This window comes from Paenibacillus sp. FSL M7-0420, assembly GCF_038002345.1.
Classification (GTDB): Bacteria; Bacillota; Bacilli; order Paenibacillales; family Paenibacillaceae; genus Paenibacillus_AQ.
On record NZ_JBBOCJ010000001.1, the window covers coordinates 4,360,768 to 4,373,561 of the forward strand.

The following is a 12,794-nucleotide window of genomic DNA, read 5'->3' on the forward strand; positions in this document are numbered from 1 at the left end:
CACTACCCATGTACTCACTGAGCACTCACTATACGCTCACTCTAGCTCTCACTCAGCACTTACTCAGCTCTCACTCTAACTCTCACCAAGCGCCGCTCCATGACCGGCCTCACCGTTATCAGGGAACAGCACCTCGCCCGTCTTCAGCTGAATGTCCACAATCTCCTGAAGCGTACCCGACAATTCGCCTGGCGGATAGGGCTTGGTCAGATATTTCTGTACATTATCCATCATGCTCTTATCGTCCTTATCCAGCGCCGAGGAGATGACAATCGGCACCTTCTCGGTCCGGGGATCGTTCTTGAGCATGCGGATCAGATCCCAGCCGTCCAGCTCATCGCCCAGCATCAGATCGACAATGATCGCTACGAAGGGCGTTTTAACAGCCTGGTCAAAAGCTTTTTGCGGATGATAGTGATGGGTGACCCGGAAGCCCTTGCCCTTCAGCTCCTCCGAGAGCAGCAGGGACAGGCTGTAATCATCCTCCACAATCATCACATCCGGCTTCTGCTCCTTGCCGGCGCTCCATCTTAACGAATGTTCCTCCTCCGGGTGGCCGGTCTCCGCCTGCATCAGCGGAAGACGGAACCAGACCGTCGAGCCTTCGCCCTCCACGGATTCAATCCCGATCGTTCCCTTCTGCTTCTCTATAATCTCCTTGCAGATGGCCAAGCCCAATCCCGTACCGCCAATCCGCTTGGATGCACTATTGTCCACTCGGCGGAATTTCTGGAACAGTTGCCCGATCTGATTCTTCGGAATCCCGAGTCCGTGGTCCTGAATCCGTACCATAATCGATCCCGGTTCGTTATGAAGCATGACCTTCACTTCACCTGCGCCCGGCGAGAACTTGATCGCATTGCTTAGCAGGTTGGTCAGCACCTGGATAATTTTATCCTTGTCTACCTCAACCTCGGGATTCAGCGCCTCGTCCTCCAGCAGAATATGGTGGGTACCGCTCAGCTTGTACTGATCGATGACACTCAGGACCGTCTCGCTAAGGTTGACCTTCTCCACATTATACAGCTGTGTGCCGGACTCCATCCGCTGCAGGTCCAGGAAGTCGTTAATCAGCTCCGTCAGACGCTTGGCTTCCTTATGAATCGTCTCCAGATATTTCAGCTGCTTCTCCGGCTTCATGGTTTTGGACAGCAGCAGCTCCGTGAAGCCCAGTACACTCGACAGTGGCGTCCGCAGCTCATGGCTGACAGTGCTGACCAGCTCCGACTTCATCAGATCCAGCTCATACTCGCGGGTAATGTCCCGGTGGACGAACAGCGTCCCCACCCGGACCTCCCGGCGGAAGACCGGTATGGCATAGGCATCCACATGCTTCATATTTTCCTTGCCGATAGAATACTTCATCGCACTGGAGTCAACAGTATGCTCAGACATCGCCTTCTGGTAGAAGCGCCCCAGCTCTTCCGATTCATTCACCCGTAGGGTAAAGTGCTCCATCCAGCGCTCCTTGGGAATCAGCATGCCTTCCGTCCAGTCCTCGTAGCTGAACAATTGGCTCAGGGCCTTGTTGATATGCTGAATGACACCGTCCGTGCTGACAAACTGGATACCCTCATTGACATTGTTCACAATATCCTGATTCAGCTTGCGGCCATTCTCAATCTCCTCGTACATGAACAGGCGTTCAATGGCCAGGGCGACCCGGTTCATCATCCCCTGGATTTCGCTGGTCTCTTCCTCCGTGAACGGGTGCCCGATACGGGTTCCGCAGAAGACCGCCAGAATCTCATCCTCAGCATTCACCACAGTCGTATAGTAGTCGTAACAATACACCTCATTGGCGGAGATCCCCTGCTCTCTGACCGAGCCCACCCGCTTCACCATATACGACTTTTCCACGCTCAGGCGGTACAGAATCTCCTTGCTGCCCTCACCGATGTACCGCTCCACATTCTCCGGCGGAACCCCTTTGACCACCGCTATCTTATCCTTGACCAGCAGGAAAAGACTGGAGTCGAACGAGTACAGACGGTTCATGAATTTGTTGAACTTGTCGGCGAACTCCTGCTTGTCCAGCGTATAGGTGATCTCATGGTTCAGCTGATTGTTAAGCTCCAGCATCATGGACGTCTGCTCCGTACTTTTCAGCGTCTCCGCCAGCTCCTGCTGCACATTCTTCATCGAGGTGACGTTATTAGCAATCAGGATATACTGGTAGATCTGGCCTTCATCGTTCAGATAAGGCATGATTGTCAGCTGCAGCCAGAGCGGCGAACCTTCCTTGGCCTTCAGTTCCGTCTCCCCGCTCCACACTCCGCCTGTCGACAGCTTGCGGATCATCTGCTCCACCTGTGATTCCGAAATATTATGCAGCTCAAACAACCGGTAGGTGTATCCGATTACCTCGGAGCTCTTGTACCCTGTGTAGACGCTCAGATTATCGTTCGCGTAAGTGAACACGCCTTTGTTCGACAGAATGCCGACGGCAGAGGTCTGATTCAGCGCCTTCATCATGCTCTCGATTTCACTGAGTGACCGCTCCAGTCTGTACTGCTGATCCTGCAGCTCGTCCTGCTGGGCGTGCAGCTCTTCATTCTGCATCATGAGCTCTTCCTCTTTGTCCTGGATGCTATGGGCCATATTCAGAAAGGCGTCATAGAGCCGCCCGATCTCATCCTGCTTATGCAGCTTACCGAGCAGAACCGCATCACCGGCCGCCAGTGAATTCGTTGCTTCCTCCAGCTTCACAATCGGATCGATGATAATTTTGAGCATCTGCCAGATCAGCAGCGTGAAGAACAGCAGCAGCAAGGTGCTAAGCAGAAAAGCAACAAAAGTGAACGTATCCGCCTGCCTGATGGAGCGGGAATTCAGCTCATTCAGCAGCGCATCCGAATTGGCTTTGAATTGCTTCGTGTAGCCCAGGAATTCATTCACAGCCCGGGTACTGCCGCTCTGGGACAAGTTCCGGATTCCCTCGTAATCATTATTCTTCACTAAGAGCATCACTTCGGGCAGGGTCTGGCTCTTGTACTGTTCATAGAACACCTTGAGGTCATCTCTGTACCGGACTTCTTCTGGCGACAGCTTCAGGGAGGCGTACTGCTCCAGAATGCCGTCAAGCCCCTTAAGCGCAGCGTTCAGCAGCGCAAGCTCATTCTCACTCTGAGTAGCCACATAACCTCTCGCCCGGAAAAAGACCTCGCTGAGCGTCACCGCCAGCTCGTTGATCGTCGCCGTCTTATGTTGCAGCACTTCACGTTTCTGATCCAGCTGTTCCTGCTGGACATTGATATAGAAGACAAGCCCGATTCCTCCGGCCATAATGGCAACGAACAGCAGCAGAAGAATCCGGTAATATTTCGTTTTGATGCTCCGGTCGGCAACCTTAAGGTTTCTCACTCAGAATGTCCTCCACGAGCTGCAGCAGCTCCATCGGGCTGAACGGCTTAGGCATGAAATAACGGGCTCCCGCCTCCCTGGCCCGGTTACGGTCCATCTCCTGTGCCTTGGCGGTCAGCATCATTATCGGCGTCCGGCTCTTCAGCTCCCCCTCCAGCTCGCACAGCACTTCAATCCCGGTCATGACGGGCATCATGTAATCCAGAATCACCAAGTCGTAAGGCTCTGCCGCCAGCCTGGCGAGCGCCTCGCCCCCATTCTCGGCGGTATGGGTCTCCACATTCTCGAGATCCTCCAGCGTATCCTCAATCAGCATGCGCAGAACCTCTTCATCATCTACAATCAGTACCTTTTGCACCATAGCTCACTCTCACCTTTCAGTCATCCCTGCTTGGGATGCATTGCATTTAGAACAGAAACCGGTGGGCCAGACGCTCAATCCGGGTCAGCAGCTCCGGCAGATGGAACGGCTTAATGACATAATCGTCCGCCCCCATCTGCAGCGCATGGATAATATCCCGCTGGTTATTGCGGCCGGTCAGCATGATCACGAGAATGTTCACCTCAGGATAGCCGCTGCGGATCTTCTCCAGTACCTCAAGCCCGTCAAGCCCCGGCATGACGCCGTCCAGCAGAATCACATACTTCTCTTCAGGAGCATACCAGTCCGATTTCAATAAAAGCGCGCCATCCGCGTAACTCGCAACCTTCACTCTGGCGTTAGTCCCGGGCTGCCAGGCAGCGAAGTGGGTCGTCACCATTCTGCGGATCAACGGATCATCATCCACAATAATGACATTCAGCAGCGTCTCGCGCTGGCCCAGCAGCAGATCCTGGCTGTACAGGGTGCTCTGGTTCCTGCCGTTATGCTTGCTGGCATAGAGCGCCAGATCCGCTTCCTCTACCAATATATCGGCATCCTGCATCTCTCCGTTAACCTCGGTCACTCCGCAGGAGAAGGTCACATGGAAGCTCTCACGTTTGGCCTGGAACTCCCGGGCGGCGAAGACCTCCTGAATCCGTTCCATCACAAGCAGCGCCTGCTCCGCGGGGGTATTGGGCATGAACAAGGCAAACTCCTCGCCGCCGTAGCGGCAGAAGGTATCCTCCGTACGGATGGACTGCTTCACCACCTCCGAGAAGCTCTGCAGCACCTCGTCCCCCATCAGATGCCCGTAAGTGTCGTTAACCTGCTTGAACAGATCCAGGTCCAGCAGAGCAAGGGAGAAGGTCCGGCCTGTCCGTCTGAAATCGGAGATCAGCTGCTTCATCGTCTGGTTGAAGTACTTGCGGTTGAACGCCCCGGTCAGCTCGTCGACAATGATCGATTCCTGCCACTCCTTTTTCAGCTCGAAGCGGTTCTTGATCAGGACGAGGAACAAATCGATATCCACCGGCTTTTGTATGTAATCCATAACACCCAGCGAATAGGCATACTTCTGAACCTCTATCGAATGCTCGCCGCTGATCATAATGATCGGAATCCGTTCTTTCTTAGCCTTGCCGATAATCTGCTTCAGCACATCAATCCCGCTGCGGTCCGGCAGCAGAATATCAAGGAGAATCAAATCCGGCTTGTTCTCATAAAAAAGCTTCAGTCCGCGTCCTGCCGACAACGCAATGCTGACATAATAGGACTCCCGCTCCAGCGATTCCCGCAAAAAAGCAACCAGCTCCACATCATCGTCCACGATCAGAATCTCATACTGCTGGTGGACATTGCCGTGGGATAATGCAATCCCGGGAGTCAACGGCGGCACCGCGCCCAATGATTCCCGCTCCTCGAACAGCTCCAGCACCGGATAGATATAATCGCCCCATTCTGCTTCCGTCCAGCTTCTATGTTGATCATCCGAGAAATAGAGCAGCGCATTGCCCGAGAAAGCCTCTACGGTATCGAGACCCACAGTGCCCGAGGTGCCCTTCAAATTATGCAGGAAACGATAAATATCCTTCTCCTCGACTGCTGACTGTTCCGACCATTTCTGCAGAGTTTCTCTCGTGCGCTCTTCAACCAGCTCTTTATATTTTCTCGTTGTCATAATAGCTCCTTATATCCAGCTTATCGTTCAAAACTCAAATAAATCATATTTCACATCAAGTGTCAACATTATTATACGCTCAGGAAAATGCAGGCTCAAATCTCTGATCAGCCCCGACACAAAAGCTTTGGTTGATAACCTATCCTTGATTTGACATAATAATTAAAATCGTTCATTCCGTTAATGCGGCAATGAGCGAAGATTTCAGACCATGGATAACGGGAGGCTTTTCAATTGAAGGGGATTATTACGGTACTCGGAAAAGACAAGGTAGGCATTATCGCCAAAGTGTGTACATACCTCGCAGAGCACAATCTGAACATTCTGGACATCTCCCAGACGATTGTGCAGGATTATTTCAACATGATGATGATCGTGGACATCTCTGCCCCCAGCAAGTCCTTCGAGGAGATTGTGGAGGAGCTTCAGCAGGTAGGGGAAGACATCGGTGTGGAAATCAAGCTGCAGCATGAGGATATCTTCAATATTATGCACCGGATTTAACCGGCGAGGGAGGAGTGAGCGCTAGTGATCTCGATAGTAGAAGTTCAGGAGACGAATAAAATGATCCGGGAAATGAACCTGGATGTCCGCACCATTACGATGGGCATCAGCCTGATGGACTGCGCCCATACCGATATGAAGGTGTTCAACCAGAAGGTATATGACAAAATCACCCGCTCTGCCGAGAAGCTCGTGAAGACGGGTGAGGATCTGGAGCGCCAATTCGGGGTGCCGATTGTCAACAAACGGATCTCCGTAACGCCGATTTCGATTGCTGCGGGAGCTGTACATACCGATACCTACGTGCCTGTCGCCCAGATTCTGGACAAGGCTGCCAAGGAGGTAGGCGTCAACTTCATCGGCGGGTATTCCGCGCTGGTGCAGAAGGGCTGTACGAAGGGCGACCGGATTCTGATTGACAGTATTCCGGAAGCGCTGGCGGTGACCGAGCGAGTCTGCTCCTCCGTCAACGTCGGCTCCTCGCGCAGCGGCATCAACATGGACGCCGTGAAGCTGATGGGCGACATCATTCTCCAGACGGCGGAGCGCACCAAGGACCGCGACTCCATCGGCTGTGCCAAGCTGGTTGTATTCTGCAATGCGGTCGAGGATAACCCGTTCATGGCCGGTGCCTTCCACGGGGTCGGCGAGCGGGAGTGTGTGATTAACGTTGGCGTGAGCGGTCCGGGTGTGATCAAGCGGGCGCTGGAAGAGGTCAAGGGACAGGACTTCGAAACCCTGTGCGAGACGATCAAGCGTACTGCCTTCAAGGTTACCCGTGTCGGCCAGCTGGTCGCACAGGAAGCCTCCAAGCGGCTGAATGTGCCCTTCGGCATCATCGACCTGTCGCTGGCCCCTACGCCCGAGATCGGCGATTCTATCGCAGAGATCTTCCAGGTCATGGGCCTTGAAGAAGCCGGGGCTCCCGGCACCACAGCAGCACTCGCCATTCTTAACGACAATGTCAAAAAAGGCGGAGTCATGGCCTCCTCCTATGTCGGCGGCTTAAGCGGCGCCTTCATCCCGGTCAGCGAAGACCACGGCATGATCCAGGCCGTCCAGCGGGGTGCGCTGACGCTGGAGAAGCTCGAAGCCATGACTTGTGTCTGCTCTGTAGGCCTGGACATGATTGCCATTCCCGGCAGCACCAGCAAAGAGACCCTCGCAGGCATCATTGCCGATGAAGCCGCCATCGGCATGGTCAACAACAAGACCACAGCGGTCCGCGTCATTCCGGTTATCGGTAAGGACGTCGGTGAAATAGTCGAATTCGGCGGTCTGCTCGGATATGCTCCAGTCATGGCTGTCAACCCGTTCAATTGTGCGGGCTTCGTCAACCGCGGCGGACGGATTCCCGCGCCGATTCACAGCTTCAAGAACTAAGTGAGTGTGCTTAATGTGGCATATCTACCCCTGAATTTCACTGGGAGTTCTTCATTTCAACTAATAAAGACACGTTGCCTTCCCGCTCAGGGAGAGCAACGTGTCTTATTGGTTGTTGCCGGGAATCAGCGCTGCGGCGGCTCCGGCGTTACGGTAATATGGGACAGCTTCGCAGGGTCCATCAGAAGATACAGGCTCTGAATCCGTTCCCCGCTGGAATCCGTACTCAGGCAGAGTACGCACTTCACGACTCCCTGATCGGTGAAGATCAGACCCGGCTCGCCGTTCAGCAGCCCGCAGGAAGGCTTCCACTCCCGCAAATAGTGCATAACCCGCTTCGAGGTCAGCAGTACAGTCACTCCCCGGCGGCCGGTCATCGGCCGGAGTATGGTATGCACCTCACGGCCCCCGCCATCAGCAACCAGTACCGGATGCTCGGCCAGCAGCTCCAGCATGCCGCCCACATCGTAGGAGGTGAACGCGGCAGTGAAGCGCACCAGCAGATTCTCAGTGACTGCTCCATAGCTGAGCGAGGGCAACCGGGAAGCCGGCTCTGTCTGCAGGATACGCTTGGCCCGGCTGAAGATCTGCCGGCAGTTGCTGCCCGACTTGCCTACCATTCCGGCAATGGCTTCATAGTCGTATTCGAAGGCTTCCCGCAGTACGAATACCGCACGCTCCGTGGGAGACAGACGCTCCAGCAGCACCAGAAAAGCATACGACAGATTATCCTTGCGTTCTGCCGCCGCTTCCGGGCCGTCATATCCCTCGCTTACCGGCTCAGGCAGCCACTCTCCGATATAAGTCTCTCTGCGGCTGCGTGCCGAGTTCAGCAGATTGAGGCAGCGGTTGGTCACGCCCTTGGCCACATAGGCTTTGATATTCTGAATGCCGCTCCGGTCCCGGTGCTGCAGCTCGGCGAACATATCCTGCACCGCATCCTCTGCATCGGCAATCACGCCAAGCATCCGGTAGGCAATGGAGAAGGCATAGCCTTTATAGCTCTGATACAGCTCCTCCATACCGGGATTCTCCGCTGCCGGTGTCTCGGCCTGAGTCCTTATTTTCCCCCTGTCCACTTCATGCCGCCCTCCTTCCTTACACTCTATCCTCTTCCTTAGCCGAAGCAGCCCGGGAACATCCCGGTCGTGATGGCAATCCGGTTCCAGCTGTTGATCGTATTGATCGCCATAATCCAGTCTACCAGCTCCTCTTCGCCAAAGTGCGTAAGCATCTTATTGTACAGCTCCAGCGGAACGCCAGCTTCGCTGATCAGCGTGACCTGCTCGGCGAATTCCAGCAGCACACGTTCCTTGGCACTGAACAACGGCACTTCGCGCCACACACTCAGTAGCAGAATATGATCGGCGTAGTTACCCAGCTTCATCAGATCCTTGGCATGCATATCCAGACAGAACGCACAGCCGTTGATCTGTGAGACCCGTATTTTAACCAGTTCATACAGTACCTTATCCTTACTGCGGCTTCCTGCATGCTGCTCCAGCGCCATCATTGCCCGGAATGCCGGGCCGTTAACCTCACGATAATTCATTCTTAGACTCAAATTAGGTCGCCTCCATTAGGGTTGTATTGCTCTTCATAACTGTAGACAAGATAGGGACGGAGATTGTGACACACTAAGAGCAGGACAGCGAAATTCCGCAGCCCTGCCCGTCTATTCATGTTATGCGCTCAGGCTCCTGGCCCTGCGCGAGGAGAACAGCCGCCAACCGGTCAGAAACGCCGATAACAGGCAGATCCCGGAGGAAGCCAGGAAGACTGCATGCATCCCCGAGAGGAACAGCTCCGGACGTCCTTCTACCAGCCCGGTTACCCGGTAGCCGGCCTTGCTGCTCATTACATTGAACAGAATCGAGGTGGCTAAGGTAATTCCGACGACCATCCCCACATTACGGACCAGCGAATTCACGCTGCCTGCCGAGCCTAGCTGTGTTCGCGGCACCGTGGACATAATCAGCGAGTTGTTCGGTGAGCCGAACATCCCGCTGCCGATGCCGAGCATGGCGATCCAGACGCCGACCAGCATAACCGGACTGCCTTCATGCAGCCGGGCCAGCCCGAACTGGGCAACCACCATCACGATCAGCCCTGCGAAGGTGAGCAGCTCCGAACCGATTTTGTCCGACAATGCCCCGCTTAACGGAGCGACTATCACCATGCAGATCGGGTAGAGCATCAGCAGGAAGCCTGCATCAAAAGGGGACATGTTCAGCATATTCTGCGCATAAAACGGCGCGATAATATTGAAGCAGAAGTTCGAGACGAACACCAGAAAAGCACAGAATATACTCAGTGAGAACAAGGGATTCTTGAACAGGCCCAGTTGAAGCAGCGGCTGGGCGCTGCGCAGCTCCACGATCAGGAAGACGATGAAGGTAATAACCGCAGCGGAAAGAGCGGCAATGATCCGGGTATCCCCGTATCCAAGCTGCTGGCCGAGCAGAAGTCCGGCGAACAGAGAGACAATGAAGACAGCAAACAGCAGGCTGCCGGGAGCATCAATCCCTGACTTCACGCGTACCAGATCCTTCGGCAGTACCTTCCAGCCCAGTGCAATCGCCAGAATTCCAATCGGCACATTCACCCAGAAAATATACTCCCAGCCCATCGACGATACGATAATTCCGCCCAGGCTTGGCCCCGCTATACTGCCGAGGGACACGAAGGTTCCAATCAAGCCGAGAGCCTTGCCGCGTTCCGTAGACGGGAAAATATCCGTAACAATGCCCTGGCTGTTCGCCATGGTCATCGAAGCGCCGACCGCCTGCACTACGCGCGAAGCAATGAGCAGCGGCAGGCTGTGGCTTAATCCGCAGAGCAGAGAGCCGATGGTGAAGACGACCATGCCCAGCTTGAACATCTTTATTTTGCCGGCGATGTCCCCCAGCTTCCCGAAGAACAGAATCACTGAACAGATCGCCATCAGATATCCGGTTGTCACCCACTCCACCTGGGCTACCGGCAGCCCCAGCTCCTTCACCAGCACCGGCAGCGCAATATTCACAATACTTCCATCCAGTGTAGACATAAAAGTAAACAAGTTAAGAACGATCAGAATCAGCCAGCGCTTCTTCTGTATCCCGGCATCCTCCTGATAGGTCGCCTCTATGCTGCTCATCCGCTAACACCCTCTTGGTTCAAATGTAATCTAGTTGCACACGCAACAAACTAATCCTTCACAGTGTACTGCAAATTAGTTGCGCGCGCAACAAAATTACGGTAAGATCTGAGACAGGGCGCTATGCCTTAGGGCAGGCAGCCGTTATAATCCTCAGCGAGGTGTCCATGGTGACTTCAAATAGAGAACCGGTTAGAGAACCAATCAGTGATCCGATCAGAGAACCAATCGGGAAGCTGATCTCCCATCTTCACCGTCAGAACCAAAAAATACTGGCCAAGGAGTTGCTTCCCTACGGCATCGGCAGCGGCGGCCAGCATAGCTTCTTAAAGCTGGTGCTGAGTCATCCGGGGATCACCCAGGATCAGATGACCAGCCGGATTAAATGCGATAAAGCGACAACCACCCGCTCCGTGAAGCTTCTGGAGGCCTCGGGATATATTGAACGCCGGACTGACCCGAAAGACCGCCGCTCCTTCCTGCTGTATCCGACCCCCCAGGCGCTTGAATTCGCTCCGGTCTTCCAGGCGCTGCTCGATGATTTCAACCGTAAGCTGTCCATGGACCTTACCGAGAGTGAGCTGGATACGCTGACAGAACTGCTCCACAAGGTCACCCGCAACTCAGACCGGCTGAACGGGCAGAGCTGAGTGTATTGATTAAGTGGAGAAAATCAGGCTGTCCTTGCTGTCCCTGTGTTCAGCCGCAAAGTGGACAGCTTGAAGCTGGCCTTCTGCGCGGTATTCACTCGGCAGCTTGCCGACATGCTCCCGGAACAGCTTGCTGAAATAACGCTCATCCCCGAAGCCGGACCGGCAGGCAATTTCACACACCGGGGCACGGGTCTCCAGCAGCAGCGCTTTCGCCAGCTCCAGCCGCATGCGCCGCAGGCACTCCCCGAAAGTCTCACCGGCAAAGCGGGCGAAGCACCGGCTGAAATAGCCGCGGCTCATATGGATAGCAGCGGCAACATCGCCCTGATTGATTTTATCGCCGGCATGGCTCTTCATATAACGCACAGCGCTGATCAGGCAGAGCATCATCTCTTGGCTCAAGCCCAGCTCAATCATCCGGCGCTGGACATGCCCCGTGAACTGATGCAGCCAGACTTGCCAGTGCCGCCAGTGCCGGTTGCACTCTGCCGCCAGCGCGAGCTGCTGCACTTCCTCCGCTGTAAGCAGCAGGCCGCTCCAGCCCTGCAGCAGCTCTTGGCCAAAGTCCGCCACTGCCGCAGGGTCCGGCTGCTGCATCGCAACCCCGCTGAGGAACAGGTCCCATTCTCTCCGCTCCAGTGTCCAGCGTAGATTCTGCGCCTGTACCAGCGCGGAAGGGACGCCCGTCTCCGGCCGTTGCCGAGCGGCCAGCGCCTGCAGTTCACCGTAGTGCAGCCTCGGGAGCGCCTGGCCGCCCGCCGCATAGAACAGCGCCTGCCGGGCCGACTGTTCCAGCACCGCAGCAATTCTCTTCAGCGGCTGACCGCGCACCCCCTCCAGCAGCGCCGCTGTCCAGCTTGTCCCAAGCGCCGCTCCCAGCTCTCCTCCGATCCGCGCTGCATCCACAGGATACGGCAGCGGAGACAGCCACATCCCCGGCACAGCATGCAGCGTGGAATTTCTCACCAGAGACAGTGCATACAGCTGCTCTTCCTTCAGTTCCGGCGTAAGCGGCACATAGAGCAGCGCGTTATCCTCAGCGATCACCTTCTGCTCTGCCTTCGCAGGGTTGCTTTTGTTCCTGTCCTCCCACCTGATCCGTTCCACCAGTCTACGGATGATTTCATCGGCATTCTCCGGCTCCAACAGCGTTTTGACAATGTAATCCACCGCTCCCAGCCGCAGCGCCTCCTGCACCTCATCGAATTCATGATGGCAGGTCAGCACCACGCACCTTACTGCCGGATACCGCAGCCTCACCTCCCGGATCAGCTCGAACCCGGTCATCCCCGGCAGCGACAGATCCACGAACAACAGATCCGCCTCCTGCTCACCCAGCAGCTCCAGTGCCGCATGCCCGTCTCTGGCCTCTCCGGTAATCACCACCCCGAAGGACGGCCAATCCAGCAGTGAGATGAAACCCTTGCGCACCAGACGCTCATCGTCTACGACAACAGCCTTAATCATCGAAGTCCTCCTTGCTTTTGATAGGAATAATGATGGATACCGGGTTCCGTCTTTCTCACCGCTCTTTGTGAAAGCGTTTCAATATATAGATACAATACCATATTTTGTTTATTCTGAAAATAAAAAGGCATACACTTAAAGCTTGAACTCGATGCTTGGTCGCCGCTGCGGTGAACATTTGAACTTCCGGCCGCTGTTGTCCCCGGATTACATGATTTTTTGCAACATAAAAAGAGCTGCTCA

At 55.0% G+C, this 12,794-nt stretch carries 10 protein-coding genes; 3 read left to right on the forward strand and 7 right to left on the reverse strand.

The window, feature by feature from the left end; translation table 11 throughout:
* Positions 1-75 precede the first annotated feature (75 nt).
* Genes MKX51_RS18680 through MKX51_RS18690 form a run of 3 tightly spaced genes read right to left on the reverse strand, consistent with a single transcriptional unit; the run spans position 76 to position 5,405 of the window.
* On the reverse strand, positions 76-3,363 hold the full coding sequence (locus tag MKX51_RS18680) for an ATP-binding protein (protein WP_340993433.1): 3,288 nt from the start codon (positions 3,361-3,363) through the stop codon (positions 76-78).
* Positions 3,350-3,721: a response regulator transcription factor gene (locus tag MKX51_RS18685; RefSeq protein WP_340995644.1), complete on the reverse strand. Its 372-nt coding sequence runs from the start codon at positions 3,719-3,721 to the stop codon at positions 3,350-3,352. Before MKX51_RS18685 ends, MKX51_RS18680 begins: the two co-directional genes overlap by 14 nt.
* Before the next feature lie 49 nt (positions 3,722-3,770).
* Positions 3,771-5,405 carry a GGDEF domain-containing response regulator gene (locus MKX51_RS18690; protein ID WP_340993434.1) on the reverse strand — a complete coding sequence of 545 codons (1,635 nt, stop codon included), beginning with the start codon at positions 5,403-5,405 and terminating at the stop codon, positions 3,771-3,773.
* 234 nt (positions 5,406-5,639) lie between these two features.
* Here MKX51_RS18690 and MKX51_RS18695 point away from each other — a divergent pair, with 234 nt between their 5' ends.
* Both MKX51_RS18695 and MKX51_RS18700 read left to right on the forward strand, forming a co-directional pair.
* Positions 5,640-5,909 (forward strand): ACT domain-containing protein, encoded by a 270-nt coding sequence (locus MKX51_RS18695; RefSeq protein ID WP_036700808.1) that lies wholly within the window; start codon positions 5,640-5,642, stop codon positions 5,907-5,909.
* A gap of 24 nt (positions 5,910-5,933) precedes the next feature.
* Positions 5,934-7,292: a PFL family protein gene (locus tag MKX51_RS18700; protein WP_445322016.1), complete on the forward strand. Its 1,359-nt coding sequence runs from the start codon at positions 5,934-5,936 to the stop codon at positions 7,290-7,292.
* A 125-nt stretch (positions 7,293-7,417) separates the two neighbouring features.
* Here MKX51_RS18700 and MKX51_RS18705 read toward each other — a convergent pair whose 3' ends face one another.
* The 3 genes from MKX51_RS18705 to MKX51_RS18715 form a co-directional block, all read right to left on the reverse strand.
* The gene (locus tag MKX51_RS18705) at positions 7,418-8,314 is read right to left on the reverse strand and encodes a sigma-70 family RNA polymerase sigma factor (protein ID WP_340995648.1); all 897 of its coding nucleotides are present in this window, start codon (positions 8,312-8,314) and stop codon (positions 7,418-7,420) included.
* 95 nt (positions 8,315-8,409) lie between these two features.
* Entirely contained in the window at positions 8,410-8,856 is a 447-nt protein-coding gene (locus MKX51_RS18710; protein ID WP_340993435.1) for a carboxymuconolactone decarboxylase family protein, read from the reverse strand.
* A gap of 120 nt (positions 8,857-8,976) precedes the next feature.
* Positions 8,977-10,431: an MFS transporter gene (locus MKX51_RS18715; RefSeq protein ID WP_340993436.1), complete on the reverse strand. Its 1,455-nt coding sequence runs from the start codon at positions 10,429-10,431 to the stop codon at positions 8,977-8,979.
* Between the two features lie 167 nt (positions 10,432-10,598).
* Here MKX51_RS18715 and MKX51_RS18720 point away from each other — a divergent pair, with 167 nt between their 5' ends.
* On the forward strand, positions 10,599-11,081 hold the full coding sequence (locus MKX51_RS18720) for a MarR family winged helix-turn-helix transcriptional regulator (protein WP_340939804.1): 483 nt from the start codon (positions 10,599-10,601) through the stop codon (positions 11,079-11,081).
* Positions 11,082-11,090: 9 nt separating this feature from the next.
* Here MKX51_RS18720 and MKX51_RS18725 read toward each other — a convergent pair whose 3' ends face one another.
* The gene (locus tag MKX51_RS18725) at positions 11,091-12,551 is read right to left on the reverse strand and encodes a response regulator transcription factor (protein ID WP_340993437.1); all 1,461 of its coding nucleotides are present in this window, start codon (positions 12,549-12,551) and stop codon (positions 11,091-11,093) included.
* Positions 12,552-12,794 lie beyond the last annotated feature (243 nt).